Raw genomic sequence first — 15,624 nt, forward strand, 5'->3', positions numbered from 1 at the left:
AGAATAAAATGTTCACAGGCATTATTGAAGAAGTGGGCAAAATCGCCAAAATTCAAAAACAGGGCGAATTTGCTGTGCTAACCATTAACGGTTCAAAAGTATTAGAAGATGTGCAACTCGGCGATAGTATTGCGGTAAATGGCGTTTGTTTAACGGTAACCTCTTTTGGCAACGATTATTTTACTGCTGACGTGATGTCGGAAACTTTAAACCGCACCTCACTGAGCGAAGTGCAAGTGGGCAGCTCAGTGAATTTAGAGCGTGCAATGGCGGCAAATGGGCGTTTTGGTGGGCATATTGTATCAGGGCATATTGATGGTACAGGTACTGTCGCAAGCATTACCCCTGCGGATAATGCGGTGTGGTATCGCATTCATACTAGCCCGAAAATTATGCGTTACATTATTGAAAAAGGCTCTATCACGATTGATGGTATTAGCCTAACGGTAGTGGACTGTGATGAACAAGGATTCCGTGTTTCTATCATTCCACATACGATTGCTCACACAAATTTAGGCAGTAAAAAAGTCGGCTCAATCGTCAATTTAGAAAATGATGTGATTGGCAAATATGTGGAAAAATTGCTTACACCAACAAGCGATAGTCCAAAAAGCAACATCAGCGAAGAATTTTTAAGAAAGGCAGGATTTTAATTTCTAAATATTATCTCCCCTCTCCCTCCGAAAATCCTACGGATTTTCTCCACCCTCCCCCCAGTGGGGGGAAGGACAGATTTTCGCTTCGTTTAGAAGTGAAAATCAGGGAGAGGGGAAAACAACAAAGAGAAACAACTTATGTTCCAATTTTCAACCGTAGAACAAGCTATTGAAGCAATCCGTCAAGGCAAAATTATTTTAGTGACCGATGATGAAGATCGTGAAAACGAAGGCGATTTTATCTGTGCAGGTGAATTTGCTACCCCAGAAAATATCAATTTTATGGCAACACACGGTAAAGGCTTAATCTGTATGCCGATTGCTCAAAGCATTGCCGATAAACTACATTTACACCCAATGGTGCCAAAAAACACCGACAATCACGAAACCGCTTTTACGGTGGCAATTGACCATATTGAAACAGGCACGGGTATTTCGGCGTTTGAACGTTCACTCACCGCATTAAAACTGTTAGATGAGAATGCCAAAGCCGATGATTTCCGCCGTCCGGGACATATGTTCCCATTGGTGGCAAAAGAAGGCGGTGTATTAGTGCGTAATGGTCATACCGAAGCCACCGTAGATTTAGCTCGTCTTGCAGGCTTAAAACCTGCTGGGCTTTGTTGCGAAATTATGGCAGAAGACGGCACAATGATGACGATGCCCGATCTGCAAAAATTTGCCACCAAACATGATATACCGTTTATCACCATTGCCCAATTACAAGAATATCGCCGTAAACACGATAATCTGGTTAAACAAGTTTCTGTGGTGAAAATGCCAACTAAATATGGTGAATTTGTTGCGCATAGCTTTGAGGAAATTATTAGTGGTAAAGACCACGTTGCACTGGTAAAAGGCGATATTGGCGATGGCGAAAATGTGTTATGCCGTATCCATTCTGAATGCTTAACTGGCGATGCTTTTGGTTCACAACGTTGCGATTGTGGACAACAATTTGCCGCAGCAATGAGTCAAATTGAACAAGAAGGACGAGGTGTACTCCTCTATCTTCGTCAAGAAGGACGTGGGATTGGCTTACTCAACAAATTGCGTGCCTACGAACTGCAAGATCAGGGAATGGACACGGTGGAAGCCAACCGTGCGCTAGGCTTTAAAGATGACGAACGTGAATACCACATCGGTGCACAAATGTTTCGCAAATTAGGCGTAAAAAGTATCCGCTTGCTCACCAACAATCCTGCGAAAATTGAAGGATTACAAGAGGTGGGTTTAAATATCGTGGCAAGAGAACCGATTATGGTTGAGCCAAATAAACACGATTTGGAATACCTAAAAGTCAAGCAAATCAAAATGAGACATATGTTTAACTTTGATAAATAATTAAACCGTAGGGGCGGACCGATGTGTCCGCCCTGATATACCAACGATTTTTGGGCGGACACACCGGTCCGCCCCTACAATTTCTCAATCTCAGAAGGAAAAACAAATGGCAACAATTCAAGGCAACTACGTTGCAACAGGCTTAAAATTCGGTATCGTGGCAACTAACTGGCACAAAATTTTTATTGACCAACTGTTACACGGTGCAAAAGACAAACTTATCCGTCACGGTGTGAACGAAAATGATATTGACACGGTATGGGTACCCGGTGCATTAGAAATTGCAATTGCAGCGAAAAAAATGGCGGAAAGCGGTAAATATGATGCCATTATCTGCTTAGGGGCAGTGGTGCGTGGCGCAACGTCTCACTACGACGTGGTGGTAAACGAATCTGCAAAAGGCATTGCGATGACCAGTCTTCAAACTGGTGTGCCAATTGCAAATGGCGTTTTAACCGTTGAAAACCTAGAACAAGCGATTGAACGCTCAGGTACCAAAGCAGGCAATAAAGGCGAAGAGTGTGCAATGGTTGCCATTGAGATGGTGAATTTGCTTAAACAACTTTAATCCCACAAACCGAATTTGGTGCTCAAATTCGGTTTTTTCTTGGCTAAAATAACGACTGCTGCCCCGATAATGTTTCAGGCTCTGGCTTAATTTGAAAACCTAACTCAGTAAGAAACGCTTTCAACATCGCAATATTGTAAAACGCATGGCTTTTCGTGGTATTTTCAAAATAGAGATAGAGCACATCAAATTCATTTCTGTGTGCGGCTAATAATGTCGCTAACGCCTGCAATTCTTTCTCGGAATAACGATAATCGTGTCGCTCGGCTGCACTCTGCCCTTTCCACCAATTGGGATTACGTCCATGCAATCTTAAATAGATACGACGTTGATTGGCGTAAAAATGAAAAGCAGGTAAACCGATATTTTGCGGATAATCCACATTGCACCAAATCAAGTTTTCACTTTTCGCAAAGGTGTCAAACACGGGGGGAATATGCCAACTTGAATGACGAAACTCAATCGCAAGCGGTTGATTTTCAAACCAATTTTGCAAATCGGCAAGATAACGGCGGTTGGCAAGTGTGCGTTCAAATTGACTCGGAAATTGCAAAAACAGATTAGCAAGGCAATTTGCTTCAATTAAAGGCTGTAACGCATTTAAAAACGCTTTCGCATTTTCACGGGTAGCAACCCGATTATGGCTAAAATCTTGATGTAATTTCACTGAGAATTGTAGTGGCTCGGCAAGTTTTGCCAGCATACCTGCAAAAGCTTTTGCACCAAGTGGTGCGTGGAAAGTGCTATTGATTTCTAACGTGTCGTAATGCTGGCTATAAACAGTTAAAAAATCCTCTTTTTTTGTCCCAAACGGATAAAGTGTCCCGATCAAATCCGTATCGGCATAACCGCCTGTACCAAGATAAATACGTGGAAAAGTCATCATTCTCTCTCAAATTTTTTGCAAATTTTAATTGTTTTGTACCCGCTTGCAAACTTAAAGAAAAAGCGTACTATTCCACTTTTTAGCTCGGAAATAAATCTATGTGGATTTGGTTCACACTACTTGCAGCAACCGCTCAGGCGGGGCGAAATGCATTTCAAAAACAATTAAGTATCAATGTGCCTGTTTTAGGAGTAACACTCGCGCGCTTTTTCTATGCTGTGCCACTTGCTAGCCTCTATCTCTATTTTCTCTACCAGCGTGATCTATCGCTCGAAATACCTCATTTTTCCCTGTTGTTTTATATTTATATTATCGGGGCTGCTGTCGCACAAATTCTGGCGACATCGTTAATGGTTAAACTATTTAGTTTAAAAAACTATGCCATCGGTGTCGGGCTTGCAAAAAGCGAAGCCGTGATTGCGGCGATTCTTGGTGTACTATTCTTTGGTGTGGAAATCTCTATACTCGGTTGGCTTGGCGTGGCCATAGGGGGTATTGCGATTTTCTTAATGACAGGCAGTGGTAATCTCCGCCAACTTTCTTGGGAAACACTCTATTTAGGCGTGGCAAGTGGTTTATGTTTTGCACTTACGTCTTTATGGGTACGAGAGGCCAGCCTACAACTTCAAAGCCATTATCTCCTTGCAGCCGCTTGGGTACTCTTTGCGGTAATTACACTAGAAGCTGTCGGCCTAACACTGTATCTAGCAATCCGCCAACCACAAACGTTGCGCCAATTTTTCCGCTATCCTAAACTTGGCATGCTCACAAGCCTATTCTCTTTCCTTGGCTCATTCGGCTGGTTTAATGCCATGAGTTTAAACCACGTTGCTTTTGTAAAAACGCTCGAGCAAGTTGAAATATTTTTCATTCTTGCTATCTCGTATTTTATCTTTAAAGAGCGATTAAAAATTCAAGATTTTGCTGGGCTGATTTTGGTGGTTCTTGCCGCGATTCTGGTGGTACTACACTAGCTCATTATCAATTAAATCACATAGCACTAGCTAAAATACCTGCTTGTTTTTTCAACAAATCTTAGCACTTAAATCATCATCTCAATTCATCAAGAGGGCTGATTATTTTCAGCTCTTTATTTTTTACACTAATGAAACATTTTTCACAAAATCATAAAAATTTATATTGACATTATCACTTCATAATATAAAAATAATTAAACATTAATATTTTAAAATATAAAAGGAGACAACTATGATAAACAAAAATGTAGGTAGCGTAGATAGCGCTGTCCGAATCACACTCGGAGCAATATTAATTTTACTCAGCTTTACAGACACGGTTGGCTGGTGGGGTTGGCTGGGCGTTATTCCACTCGCAACAGGCATTTTTTCTCGTTGTGCCTTATACAGCCTGCTTGGCATTAATACCTGTTCAACCAAAAAATAAGGATGCACCATGAATAGCTATGTTGCCCACCGCTCTGTTAATAAAAATCGTCGGTTATTGCTACAAAGCGGTTTATGTACCATCAGCGCAGGTGGCTTAACTTCTGTCAGTAGTTTATTGCTGCCCCCTAATGCCTTAGCAGCATTGCCCAAGATCTCGATTCCCGCCAAAATTGTGATTGCGGGTGCAGGGGCAGCAGGTTTAAGCATCGCTTCCCACCTTGCCGCTCGGCTAGATGAAAAAGCAGAAATTATCATTATTGACTCTCGCATTCAGCATTATTATCAACCAGGTTTCACTTTAGTTGCTGCTGGGTTAAAGCCTGCAGAATACACTATCAGCCAAACAGCTAATTATCTGCCTCCAAATGTGAAATGGGTTCAAGCGCATGTCGCCGAATTTGATCCAGATAGCAATACTGTTACCACCAATAAAGGCGAAAAAATATCGTATGACTACCTGTTTGTAGCTACGGGCTTAAAACTCGATTATGCCGCAATTGCTGGTATGGATGAGAACCTTATTGGGAAAAATGGCTTGGGTAGTATTTACCATAGCCCAGAAGGTGCATTTAAAACCTGGCAAATGCTTGATCAATTTGCTCAGACTGGTGGGATTGCTATATTTCAGCGCCCCAATACAGAAATGAAGTGTGCAGGAGCGCCCCTCAAATACACCCTTATCACACGCGATGTACTACGGCGCCGTGGCACACTCAATAAATCAAAAATAATTTACAACTCGAATAACAAAGCGTTGTTTAGTGTGCCAATCGTTTCAGAAAAAGTACGAATGCTCTTTAAACAGCGGGGAATAGACACCCACTATGATCGCCAATTAGTTGCCATTGATCCACATAACCGCGTAGCTACTTTTGCTGATAAAGCACAAGGCAGAGTGGATTATCATTATGACTTTATCAATGTTATTCCCCCAATGACCGCACCGGATGCAGTAAAAAATTCAGCACTTTCTTGGCGGCAAGGGATTTGGCAAGATGAAGGCTGGGTTGAAGTTGATAAATCAACGCTCAGACATGTTCGCTATCGCAATGTCTTTGCCATAGGTGATATTGCCGGCGTTCCAAAAGGGAAAACTGCCGCCAGCGTGAAATGGCAAGTGCCTGTTGCAGTGGAGCATTTGCTGGCAGATTTACAAGGTAAGCAGAGTGATGCTCGCTATTGGGGCTATACTTCTTGCCCACTCATTACGCAAATTGGTAAAGCCATGTTAGTCGAGTTTGATTATGAAAATAACCTCTATCATTCTTTCCCTGGTGTTATCGCGCCATTGGAAGAGCAATGGGCAAGCTGGCTGATAGAAACTATCGGTTTAAAATCAACCTATTTAACGATGTTACGCGGGCTGGCTTAACTTAATTAAGAGGAAATTATATGAATCAATTAGAATTTTCAATGCTTTGGGCGATCATGCAAGAATTATTTGGTGCTTTTTTCTACCCTGTTTTGTTATTACTGGCTTTGCTAGCGGTCACGTTTAGTACATTAATTGCCAAAGAGCGCCAACTTATGATTAAACGTTATACGTGGGCAAAAAGAGCAGGTATTGTAGGCGGGATTCTCACCTTAATTATGCTCTTCCTAGGCTCACAATCCGATCTAAATGATCTAAGTTCGCCAATTGATCTTTTTATTCTTATGTTCAGCTATTTTGCTGGTTTTATCGCAAGTACACTACTCGTTTATACATTATTAGGCTGGTCTTCTAGCTGTAAAAGTTGTCAAAAATAATAGCAGGTGGGCATTCGCCCACCTATGGAGATTAAATGTCGATTAACCTTATCCCACCAAATATTGCACAACAAAAGCTCGCCAGTGGGGCAATCTTGATTGATATTCGCGAACATGCTGAATTTCAACGAGAGCATATTAATGGCGCGATTTGTCTGCCTTCTGATCAACTACAGCAAGATTTGCCAGAAAGAATATCAAACCACTGTCTGATTTTTTATTGCAAATCAGGCGGGCGTACTCAAAGCCTCTGCCATCAGTTAGCACGACTAAATGTAGATAACAAATGCAATATTTATATCTTAGAAGGAGGGCTAATTGGCTGGAAAAATGCGGGCTTGTCAGTTATTCGCAATCGCAACGTCTTACCAATAACACGGCAAGTACAAATTGCAGCAGGATCACTCATATTACTCAGTATGTTGTTAGGTGCTGCTATTAGCCCATTTTTTTATCTACTTGCCAGCTTTGTTGGCGCGGGATTAGTTTTTGCTGGGCTTTCAGGTTTTTGTGGAATGGCCATACTGCTAGACAAAATGCCATGGAATCAATAAATTCGCCTGAATTTATGCTTGGGAACTGCTCTTGAAAGAAAATGCCCTCCCCACACAAACTCATATTTTCTTTCGCTTAGGGCAGTTCCCAAGCATAAATTTAGGCATTAGAAATGCTATAAATAAAGGGAAAAAATATGCACACAGGAATAGAAAATATCCTAAAAAATACCCCTCTGCCCGTTGCTGGTCTTGCATTTGGTTTAACCGCTTTAGGCGGACTATTTGCTGAATTAGGTCAAGGCTTTTGGGCTATGCCATTATTTGGCATGCTTGGCTTTGCGGTGTTGCTAATTGCTTTACTTAAAATTTACTATTTTCCACAAGTGGCGAAAGCAAATTTAAATCACCCAATTCAAGCAGCTGTTGTGCCAGTGATCCCTTTTACAATAATGCTTGATGCGAGTTATCTATCGTCGTCTTATCCAACATTAGCGCTTGGTTTGTGGCTCATCTCCTGCGTTGCAACACTAGTTTATGTGAGTTGGTTTGTCTGGAGATATCTTTTACATTTTCAACTAAAAAATGTATTTGCCGCATTTTTTATTCCTTTTGTTGGTTTTTGTGTGCCAGTGATGACTTCACACCATCTTGCTGAACACTATCCGATGCTTGAAACTTGGCGCTATGCATTATTTAATTTTTCTGCCGCTGCATTTATCGTAATGTTTGGGCTTATATCGCTACGCTACTGGAAATTGCCTGTTGATGAACTTCCAGCCAAGCCGGTATTTGCTATCTACACCGCGCCATTGGCGATGTTGATTGTGGGTTATATCCGCTTGCCATTAGCACACTCCACAATATATTTGAACCTAGCCTTATTACTTTCTCAAGCACTCTTTTTCATCGTATTAAATCAAGTACCACACTTCTTAAAAAATGGCTTTTTTCCAAGTTATGCTGCATTAACGTTTCCATTCATTATTAGCGCCAATAGTCTTTGGGAAAGTTTGTCTCTCTTTGGCAATTCAGCCTTTTTAACCGCATTAGCTTGGCTAGAAAGTTTATTCGCGATCATAATGACGCTATTTGTTTTTTATAAATATCTTAAATTTTTACAAAAAACCGCCAAAGGAGTATGATAAAATAGCTCTTTATATGGTGGGAAACAAAAAATGGAAGATATGTTCTCAAAATGTGGTGAGGCCACCACATTCTTAAAATTATTAGCGAACCCAAATCGACTTATGGTGCTCTGCTCATTGCTAGAACGCCGTTATAACGTGACTGAGCTAAGCCAAAAACTTAATATTCCGCAAGCCGCTTTGTCGAATCAGCTGACAATTTTACGCGAAGCTGGGCTGGTAGATTGTGAAATTAAGCATCGAGAACGGCTCTATTTCATTACTGATCCTCGAGCTGAAAAAATGCTCCACGTACTTCATGAGTTTTTTTGCGAATAATCCATCACTCACCACAAGCGGTATGTTTTTGCAATTTTTCTGCAAAAATGCACCGCTTGTTGCCTTTTGCCCAAGCCTGTTTAAGCGTATAATTCCAAGCCAATGTTATTAAAGGGAAATTGCTATGAGCCGAGCCCAGCTGTTTTATATTCATCCAGAAAATCCACAACCTCGTTTGATTAATCAAGCAGTGGAAATTATTAGAAAAGGTGGTGTAATTGTTTATCCGACAGATTCTGGCTATGCGTTAGGTTGTGGTATTGGTGATAAGCATGCAATGGATCGAATTGTTGCTATTCGTAAGTTGCCTGAGAATCATAATTTTACCTTGGTATGTAGCGATCTCTCTGAAATTGCTACCTACGCGATGGTAAATAACCAAGTCTATCGTTTGATTAAAAATAACGTACCAAATCCGTATACATTTATTCTTCCGGCGACTAAAGAGCTACCTCGTCGCCTCATGACGAAACGTAAAACTATCGGGTTACGCGTACCTGATAATGCGATTGCATTATCACTGCTCCAAACATTGGGTGAACCTATTCTATCTTGTTCATTAATGTTACCTAATGTGGAAGATCGTACGCTTTCTGATCCTGATGAAATCCACGATTTATTAGCTCATCAAGTAGAATTGGTTATTCATGGTGGTTATTTAGGGGAATCTCCTACAACTGTGATTGATTTAAGCGAAGATAATCCACGTCTTATTCGTCAAGGCTCAGGGGATCCTTCACCCTTTCAATAAATTTATAGGTCGTTGAGCTTGTCTAAACGCTCTTCTTTAACATTGATGGCTTCGACAAGCTCAGCCATCAGCTATTCGACGCTTGTGAAAGCGACAAAGGAACTTTAAATGACAACATTTCGTAAACCCAGCCAATCAGGCAGCAACAAGCGCTCTGATTCTGAGAAAAAAATGCAAAAACCTATGCGTCCATTTGCTCCGAAAAAAACGGTAAAGCCAATAGAAAAATCACCTGTTGAACAAAACAAAAAGGTGAAAGTACTTGGTGAAAAACTGCAAAAAATTCTCGCCAATGCCGGCAAGGGTTCGCGCCGTGAATTAGAAGAAGTAATTGCCGCAGGACGCGTTAGTGTTGATGGTAAAATTGCCCAGCTTGGTGACCGTGTCCAAGTGAATGCCAATACCAAAATTCGGATTGATGGGCATTTAGTCAGTTTAACCCCTGCCCAAAAAGAGATCTGCCGAGTATTAATGTACTATAAGCCAGAAGGTGAACTTTGTACACGCTCAGACCCTGAAGGTCGTGCAACTGTTTTCGACCGCTTACCACGTCTAAACGGCGCAAGATGGATTGCAGTAGGGCGCTTAGATATCAATACTTCTGGCCTATTACTTTTTACCACTGATGGTGAACTTGCTAATCGTTTAATGCATCCAAGCCGCGAAGTAGAACGTGAATACTCTGTTCGAGTGTTTGGCGAAGTGGATGAAGCAATGTTACAGCGCTTACGCAAAGGCGTGCAATTGGAAGATGGACCAGCGAATTTCAAGCAAATTAAAGCTGTGGGAGGAACAGGTTTGAATCAATGGTTTGACGTCACGCTAACCGAAGGTCGCAACCGTGAAGTACGCCGCTTATGGGAAAGCCAAGGTATTCAAGTCAGTCGCTTAATTCGTATTCGCTATGGCAATATCAAATTAGAAAAAACGCTACCTCGAGGTGGTTGGGAAGAAATGCCATTAGAGCAAGTAAACTATCTGCGTGATTTAGTTGGTTTGAAACCCGAAACAGAAACGAAACTGGATGTGCGAAATCGACGCCGTACCAGTACTAGACAAATCCGCAAAGCAGTGAAACAACATTCAAAATATCGCAAAGCATAATAATAAAAAGCGTAAATTAATTTTAGCTGCCGCTGAGAATTCACGACAGTTACTAAAATAGAGTGGGCAAATATGCCCACTTTAATTTATCGGCCAACATGCAAAAAGGAGAGACTGTGACAATTTTTAATCTGCATCTTAAAGCTAAAAATGAGCTAACACAGCACCCCACCGTACAATATTGGCGTAAATGCCAAGTCGAAGAACTCTTTTCCATGCCCTTTATGGAGCTCATCTTTAAAGCGGCACAAATTCACCGAGAACACTTTAATCCACGAGAAATTCAACTTTCTACACTACTTTCAATTAAAACCGGTGGTTGCCCTGAAGATTGTGAATACTGTCCACAATCCGCACGTTATGACACAGGATTGGCTCGTCAAACGATGCTTTGTATTGAAGAGATTGTTGAAAAAGCGAAAATAGCAAAAGCTCGGGGCGCAAACCGCTTCTGTATGGGGGCTGCATGGCGGGGGCCAAAGCCAAAGGACATTGAAACTGTCTCTCAAATTATTACTGCGGTAAAAGCGTTAGGGTTAGAAACCTGTGGCACATTTGGCATGCTAGAAGCAGGAATGGCAGAAGATTTGAAAGCCGCAGGGCTAGATTACTATAACCACAATTTAGACACGGATCCTGCTCGTTATCATAAAATTGTCCACACTCGTAACCACGATGACCGCATGGATACACTTGGTAAGGTTCGTAATGCTGGACTAAAAGTCTGCTGTGGCGGCATCATTGGCATGAATGAAACCCGTGCTGAACGAGCAGGTTTAATTGCTAGTCTTGCTAATCTTGATCCACAGCCTGAAAGTGTCCCCATTAACCAATTAGTTAAAGTAGAAGGCACGCCACTAGCCAATGCAGAAACACTGGATTGGACAGAATTTGTTCGCACTATTGCGGTTGCACGTATCACAATGCCGAAAAGCTATGTACGTCTATCTGCAGGAAGAAGTGATATGCCAGAGGCCATGCAAGCACTCTGTTTTATGGCTGGTGCAAATTCTATTTTTTATGGAGATAAGCTGCTCACTACAGAAAATCCAGAAGAAGATCGTGATCAGTTATTAATGAACAAACTTGATCTTTATCCACAAAATTAACTCATCTATATAATAAAGCACGAAGCATCACAATGCTTCGTACTTTATTAACGATATTTATCCAAAAATTTATAATATTGAATACCGAGTCTAACCGCCATTTTTTTTACTAAACGCCCACCAAAAAAACTAGGGACTTTTAATTGCTCAAAAACGGCAAGACGCTCCTTATTACCTTGAATGGCTTCCGCAATAATCCGTCCTGCTAGCCCTGTTAAAGCAACGCCATGTCCAGAAAACCCTTGGGCAAAATAAATATTTGGTTGAATTTCTCCAAAATGAGGGGCTGCATTTAGCGTCATATCAATAGGTCCTCCCCAGCCATATTCAATTTTAACTTTTTCAAGCTGTGGAAATACTTCAAGCATATTACGACGCATTTTAGCGACCATATCGACATTGCTGCTTGAATCACTGCCAAACAGCAAACGGTTATCAGCAGTTAAACGATAATAATCCAGCAAAATATTATTGTCACAAACCGACATCCCATTATTAATCAAACTTGCTGCAATTTTTGGCTCTAAACGCTCCGTGGCAATAATAAAGCTCTCTACAGGTAAGATCTTACGAGGTAAATTAAAACTGATCCGTTTATTTTGCTTAGCATCAATATAAGCATTGGTAGCAAGCACGATAGATTGTGCTTTAACTTGCCCTTCTGGCGTAAAAATGATTGTGTGTTGAGCCTGATTATTCAAATCAATCGCTGGGCTATGTTCATAAATTTTTACTCCAAGTGATAAACAAGCTTGTGCCAATCCTAAGCAGTAGTTTAATGGATGAAGATGACCAGATTGACTATCATAAAGCCCTCCCACATAAATTTCACTGCCAAGATATTGTTGTAACTGGGCTTTATCCCACAATTGCATATGTGAATAGCCAAAGTGTTCTCGGCTTGCTCGCTCTATAGCAACTAAGTCTTCCATACGGCGATGGTTTAATGCCAAGGTTGCATAACCTTTTTTCCAATCACATTGAATATTATACTTATTGACACGCTCATCAATGATCGCTATCGCCTCAAGCGACATCTCCCATAATTTACGAGCTTGCTCAAAGCCGACCTGCTCAATGTACTCATCAATACCATCTTCAAAACCGTTAATCGCCTGTCCACCGTTTCGACCTGAAGCCCCAAAGCCAACCCTCGCACCTTCTAGAACCACAACACTTTTGCCTTGTTCTGCAAGTTCTAAAGCGGTTGAAAGTCCAAGAAAACCTGCACCAATAATACAAACATCGGCAGTTATTTTTTCTGTTAAACTTGGTAGGGTAAAATGGATATTACGCGTTTCTGAGTAATAGGTACGAAAATGTTCTTGATGAGCAAAGGTAAGCATAAAAGCCCAATTGAATCTAAATATTGAAGAAAATAAGAACTTAAGTGAAATGGCGCACCCGAGAGGATTCGAACCTCTGACCGCTCGGTTCGTAGCCGAGTACTCTATCCAGCTGAGCTACGGGTGCATGTTTGAAATATTGTGAGAATTTAGTTTATCAGCGACCATTTTATTCTAGAGTATTAAATAAAATGGCGCACCCGAGAGGATTCGAACCTCTGACCGCTCGGTTCGTAGCCGAGTACTCTATCCAGCTGAGCTACGGGTGCGTGATAAAGTAAATGGCGGTGAGAGAGGGATTCGAACCCTCGATAGAGCTTTTTAACCCTATACTCCCTTAGCAGGGGAGCGCCTTCAGCCTGCTCGGCCATCTCACCACTCACTGTGTCTGTGGCGTGCATATTACTAGGTTCTGAAAATATGTCAAATTTTTTTTTATGAAAAATAAATGGTTGTCGAGTTAGTAGGCGATATGTTTAATTTTCTTTCACTTTGTACAAAATATAAGAGCGAACTCTTGTTCGCTCTTATATTTTTAGTCACGAAAATTATTAAATTGGAACGGCTGCCCAAGTTCTGCATTTTTTACCAATTGAATAACTGCTTGTAGATCATCCCGAGATTTACCCGTTACACGCACTTGATCACCTTGAATCTGAGTTTGTACTTTAATTTTAGAATCTTTCACCAATTTCGTAATCTTTTTCGCCATCTCAGTTTCAATTCCCTGCTTGAGCTTGATTTCTTTACTGTATAACTTACCGTGATGTTCACTTTCAGTTGGAATATCTAATGAGGTACTCTCTATATCTCGCTTAATACAAGCACCAATCAACACTTCAACCAGTTGCTCAAGTTGGAAATCAGATTCCGTTGTGATTTTAATACTCTCACTCTTTTCATTTAACTCAATCGTAGCTTCTACGCCACGAAAATCATAACGAGTACTTAATACACGATTCGCATTTTCTACTGCATTACGCACCTCGTGCATGGTAATTTCAGACACAATATCAAAAGAAGGCATTTTTCTCTCCTAATTTAATTCATTAAATAATTTTCTTGCATTGAGCAAAACAGCCAACGCACCCAAATCGCCAAAGTTTACCACAAATTTAGCTTGTTCCTGTACTTTTGGCTTGGCGTGTAAGGCAACACCGAGGCTTGCCATTTTCAACATGAGTAAATCATTCGCGCCATCACCTACTGCAACCCATTGCTGCTTCGGAATCGAAAATTCGTGCCCTAAGCGTTGCAATGTTTCTGCTTTATATTCCGCATGAACCACTTGACCTAAAAGATTCCCTGTTAATTGACCATCAACAATTTCAAGTTTATTGGCCACTGCTTCATCTAAACCATAGTTGGCTTTTAAATAATCCGCAAAATAATCAAAGCCTCCTGAAGCAATTGCAATCTTCCAACCATATTTTTTCAATTCTACGATTAGCGTTTCAAAACCATCCATAAGCGGTAGATTTTCACGTACTTTTTGCAAAATCTCCTCAGGAGAATTTGCTAGTGTGCCAACACGTTTACGCAAACTTTGCTCAAAGTCCAATTCTCCCCGCATTGCTGCTGCAGTAATAGCGGCAACATTTTCGCCGCTTCCTGCCAGTTTAGCAATTTCATCAATACACTCTATTTTTATTGCGGTAGAATCCATATCCATCACAAGCAGCCCCGGTTGCTCAAGGCTTGGAATAACTTCAAGCAAACTATAGTCGGCTCTCAAATGATTAGCCTGCTGCACTGCCTCTGCGTTGAGTTCTCCTGTAAAAAAGGCAATTGAATAATCAAGATAGTGACACAAACCCAGTAATTGATTTGCAGTTTTTTCAGCAAAATTAACCGCTTGTTGGTTTGTCAGCGTTTTAGCATAAAGAAAAAAGATAGGTTGCATAGATGAGATAAACTAGAGAAAACAGTGATGAGATGATAAAAAAATAATCGTTATCTGTCTATATTCGTCTCCTTTAACCAGAATATGCTACAATCATGCCCCTACTCTGGGGGAATCTATGTATATAAACCGAGAAAAAACCATTAAATTCAGCATAATTGGTTTGGTTTTTGTCTTTTGTTTTGCCATCGTGGCATTGATTTTGAATGGAATTAATCAATTTAAAGCCGGCTCTCAGCTCGCTACGGTTAATCAAGTGTCACATTTGTCACACCTACTGGTTCGCCAACAAGCCAATCTGTTTTCATTAATCCTAATGAAAAATGCCCGCCATGAGGAAATTAATGAAGCATTAGAGCATTTTGCTAAAGAAGACTTTGTCATTGATGCAAGTTTATACAGCACTAATGGAACACTTATTGCACAAAGTAGTAACGCATTAAGCTTTAAAGCCTCTGAACTCGCACAAATTAATACCACCCAGCAAATTGTTGAACCGATATTTATTCAACAAGAATTATCTGGTTTTTTACGCGTAACATTTAACGCAGAATATGGACAAACGACTCGCAATAAAATTAATGCGCTCTTTCATCTCCTTTATGGAGAACTGCTAATACTCTTTTTAGCCGGCGGATTATTTGTTAGCTGTTTCTATATTTTTCGTCGTAAAAATATCCATATTGTCTACCATAATCGTAAAATACAGCGAGCGACAGAGAAAAAGCAAACTCAGCGATTCCATTCTCGTCGCCGAGCCTTCGTGCGAAAATAGCCAATATACGCGGCAAAAGTTGGAAATTCAGACAAACGGGCGTATAATATCGCCCGTTTTTTTATTT

18 protein-coding genes and 3 tRNA genes are annotated in these 15,624 nt (G+C 40.8%); 14 read left to right on the top strand and 7 right to left on the bottom strand.

The window, feature by feature from the left end; all coding sequences use genetic code 11:
- Positions 1–8: 8 nt before the first annotated feature.
- From EDC51_RS06085 to ribH, 3 genes are all read left to right on the top strand, one after another.
- The gene (locus EDC51_RS06085) at positions 9–653 is read left to right on the top strand and encodes a riboflavin synthase (RefSeq protein ID WP_131928454.1); all 645 of its coding nucleotides are present in this window, start codon (positions 9–11) and stop codon (positions 651–653) included.
- 141 nt (positions 654–794) lie between these two features.
- Positions 795–2,000 (top strand): bifunctional 3,4-dihydroxy-2-butanone-4-phosphate synthase/GTP cyclohydrolase II, encoded by a 1,206-nt coding sequence (locus EDC51_RS06090; RefSeq protein ID WP_015433256.1) that lies wholly within the window; start codon positions 795–797, stop codon positions 1,998–2,000.
- Between the two features lie 106 nt (positions 2,001–2,106).
- Positions 2,107–2,568 carry a 6,7-dimethyl-8-ribityllumazine synthase gene (ribH, locus tag EDC51_RS06095; protein WP_015433257.1) on the top strand — a complete coding sequence of 154 codons (462 nt, stop codon included), beginning with the start codon at positions 2,107–2,109 and terminating at the stop codon, positions 2,566–2,568.
- A 43-nt stretch (positions 2,569–2,611) separates the two neighbouring features.
- Here the strand turns inward: ribH and EDC51_RS06100 are convergent, their stop codons facing one another.
- Complete coding sequence (locus tag EDC51_RS06100) at positions 2,612–3,451, bottom strand: DUF72 domain-containing protein (protein ID WP_131928534.1); 840 nt, start codon at positions 3,449–3,451, stop codon at positions 2,612–2,614.
- Positions 3,452–3,552: 101 nt separating this feature from the next.
- Here EDC51_RS06100 and EDC51_RS06105 point away from each other — a divergent pair, with 101 nt between their 5' ends.
- From EDC51_RS06105 to bioB, 10 genes are all read left to right on the top strand, one after another.
- Positions 3,553–4,428 (top strand): DMT family transporter, encoded by an 876-nt coding sequence (locus tag EDC51_RS06105; RefSeq protein WP_131928455.1) that lies wholly within the window; start codon positions 3,553–3,555, stop codon positions 4,426–4,428.
- Positions 4,429–4,663: 235 nt separating this feature from the next.
- Entirely contained in the window at positions 4,664–4,858 is a 195-nt protein-coding gene (locus EDC51_RS06110) for a YgaP family membrane protein (protein WP_038442986.1), read from the top strand.
- A gap of 9 nt (positions 4,859–4,867) precedes the next feature.
- Positions 4,868–6,232 (top strand): NAD(P)/FAD-dependent oxidoreductase, encoded by a 1,365-nt coding sequence (locus tag EDC51_RS06115; protein ID WP_131928456.1) that lies wholly within the window; start codon positions 4,868–4,870, stop codon positions 6,230–6,232.
- A gap of 20 nt (positions 6,233–6,252) precedes the next feature.
- On the top strand, positions 6,253–6,609 hold the full coding sequence (locus tag EDC51_RS06120; RefSeq protein WP_131928457.1) for a DUF5368 domain-containing protein: 357 nt from the start codon (positions 6,253–6,255) through the stop codon (positions 6,607–6,609).
- Between the two features lie 35 nt (positions 6,610–6,644).
- The gene (locus EDC51_RS06125; protein ID WP_131928458.1) at positions 6,645–7,163 is read left to right on the top strand and encodes a rhodanese family protein; all 519 of its coding nucleotides are present in this window, start codon (positions 6,645–6,647) and stop codon (positions 7,161–7,163) included.
- A 137-nt stretch (positions 7,164–7,300) separates the two neighbouring features.
- Positions 7,301–8,248 (top strand): TDT family transporter, encoded by a 948-nt coding sequence (locus EDC51_RS06130; RefSeq protein WP_131928459.1) that lies wholly within the window; start codon positions 7,301–7,303, stop codon positions 8,246–8,248.
- A gap of 33 nt (positions 8,249–8,281) precedes the next feature.
- Positions 8,282–8,569 (top strand): ArsR/SmtB family transcription factor, encoded by a 288-nt coding sequence (locus tag EDC51_RS06135; RefSeq protein WP_015433265.1) that lies wholly within the window; start codon positions 8,282–8,284, stop codon positions 8,567–8,569.
- Positions 8,570–8,693: 124 nt separating this feature from the next.
- On the top strand, positions 8,694–9,320 hold the full coding sequence (locus EDC51_RS06140; RefSeq protein ID WP_015433266.1) for an L-threonylcarbamoyladenylate synthase: 627 nt from the start codon (positions 8,694–8,696) through the stop codon (positions 9,318–9,320).
- A gap of 108 nt (positions 9,321–9,428) precedes the next feature.
- Entirely contained in the window at positions 9,429–10,424 is a 996-nt protein-coding gene (rluB, locus tag EDC51_RS06145) for a 23S rRNA pseudouridine(2605) synthase RluB (protein ID WP_131928460.1), read from the top strand.
- Between the two features lie 116 nt (positions 10,425–10,540).
- Positions 10,541–11,533, top strand: coding sequence for a biotin synthase BioB (bioB, locus tag EDC51_RS06150; RefSeq protein WP_025266774.1), 993 nt, complete (start codon positions 10,541–10,543; stop codon positions 11,531–11,533).
- 47 nt (positions 11,534–11,580) lie between these two features.
- Here the strand turns inward: bioB and EDC51_RS06155 are convergent, their stop codons facing one another.
- The 6 genes from EDC51_RS06155 to serB form a co-directional block, all read right to left on the bottom strand.
- Positions 11,581–12,879 carry an NAD(P)/FAD-dependent oxidoreductase gene (locus EDC51_RS06155; RefSeq protein WP_131928461.1) on the bottom strand — a complete coding sequence of 433 codons (1,299 nt, stop codon included), beginning with the start codon at positions 12,877–12,879 and terminating at the stop codon, positions 11,581–11,583.
- Positions 12,880–12,929: 50 nt separating this feature from the next.
- Positions 12,930–13,006, bottom strand: a tRNA-Arg gene (locus EDC51_RS06160).
- Between the two features lie 65 nt (positions 13,007–13,071).
- Positions 13,072–13,148 (bottom strand) — tRNA-Arg (locus EDC51_RS06165).
- Between the two features lie 13 nt (positions 13,149–13,161).
- Positions 13,162–13,256, bottom strand: a tRNA-Ser gene (locus EDC51_RS06170).
- Between the two features lie 158 nt (positions 13,257–13,414).
- On the bottom strand, positions 13,415–13,906 hold the full coding sequence (locus EDC51_RS06175; RefSeq protein WP_015433271.1) for a YajQ family cyclic di-GMP-binding protein: 492 nt from the start codon (positions 13,904–13,906) through the stop codon (positions 13,415–13,417).
- Between the two features lie 9 nt (positions 13,907–13,915).
- Positions 13,916–14,782, bottom strand: a complete 867-nt coding sequence (serB, locus tag EDC51_RS06180) for a phosphoserine phosphatase SerB (protein WP_015433272.1) — start codon at positions 14,780–14,782, stop codon at positions 13,916–13,918.
- A 118-nt stretch (positions 14,783–14,900) separates the two neighbouring features.
- Between serB and EDC51_RS06185 the strand changes: the two genes are divergently transcribed.
- On the top strand, positions 14,901–15,557 hold the full coding sequence (locus EDC51_RS06185; protein WP_025266770.1) for a YtjB family periplasmic protein: 657 nt from the start codon (positions 14,901–14,903) through the stop codon (positions 15,555–15,557).
- Positions 15,558–15,624: the final 67 nt, after the last annotated feature.

Source organism: Bibersteinia trehalosi, assembly GCF_004346205.1.
Taxonomy (GTDB): domain Bacteria; phylum Pseudomonadota; class Gammaproteobacteria; order Enterobacterales; family Pasteurellaceae; genus Bibersteinia; species Bibersteinia trehalosi.

Coding starts and splice junctions, on each gene's coding strand:
- EDC51_RS06085 (WP_131928454.1), top strand. CDS start 9: ATGTTCACAGGCATTATTGAAGAAGTGGGCAAAATCGCCAAAATTCAA.
- EDC51_RS06090 (WP_015433256.1), top strand. CDS start 795: ATGTTCCAATTTTCAACCGTAGAACAAGCTATTGAAGCAATCCGTCAA.
- ribH (WP_015433257.1), top strand. CDS start 2,107: ATGGCAACAATTCAAGGCAACTACGTTGCAACAGGCTTAAAATTCGGT.
- EDC51_RS06100 (WP_131928534.1), bottom strand. CDS start 3,451: ATGACTTTTCCACGTATTTATCTTGGTACAGGCGGTTATGCCGATACG.
- EDC51_RS06105 (WP_131928455.1), top strand. CDS start 3,553: ATGTGGATTTGGTTCACACTACTTGCAGCAACCGCTCAGGCGGGGCGA.
- EDC51_RS06110 (WP_038442986.1), top strand. CDS start 4,664: ATGATAAACAAAAATGTAGGTAGCGTAGATAGCGCTGTCCGAATCACA.
- EDC51_RS06115 (WP_131928456.1), top strand. CDS start 4,868: ATGAATAGCTATGTTGCCCACCGCTCTGTTAATAAAAATCGTCGGTTA.
- EDC51_RS06120 (WP_131928457.1), top strand. CDS start 6,253: ATGAATCAATTAGAATTTTCAATGCTTTGGGCGATCATGCAAGAATTA.
- EDC51_RS06125 (WP_131928458.1), top strand. CDS start 6,645: ATGTCGATTAACCTTATCCCACCAAATATTGCACAACAAAAGCTCGCC.
- EDC51_RS06130 (WP_131928459.1), top strand. CDS start 7,301: ATGCACACAGGAATAGAAAATATCCTAAAAAATACCCCTCTGCCCGTT.
- EDC51_RS06135 (WP_015433265.1), top strand. CDS start 8,282: ATGGAAGATATGTTCTCAAAATGTGGTGAGGCCACCACATTCTTAAAA.
- EDC51_RS06140 (WP_015433266.1), top strand. CDS start 8,694: ATGAGCCGAGCCCAGCTGTTTTATATTCATCCAGAAAATCCACAACCT.
- rluB (WP_131928460.1), top strand. CDS start 9,429: ATGACAACATTTCGTAAACCCAGCCAATCAGGCAGCAACAAGCGCTCT.
- EDC51_RS06155 (WP_131928461.1), bottom strand. CDS start 12,879: ATGCTTACCTTTGCTCATCAAGAACATTTTCGTACCTATTACTCAGAA.
- EDC51_RS06175 (WP_015433271.1), bottom strand. CDS start 13,906: ATGCCTTCTTTTGATATTGTGTCTGAAATTACCATGCACGAGGTGCGT.
- serB (WP_015433272.1), bottom strand. CDS start 14,782: ATGCAACCTATCTTTTTTCTTTATGCTAAAACGCTGACAAACCAACAA.
- EDC51_RS06185 (WP_025266770.1), top strand. CDS start 14,901: ATGTATATAAACCGAGAAAAAACCATTAAATTCAGCATAATTGGTTTG.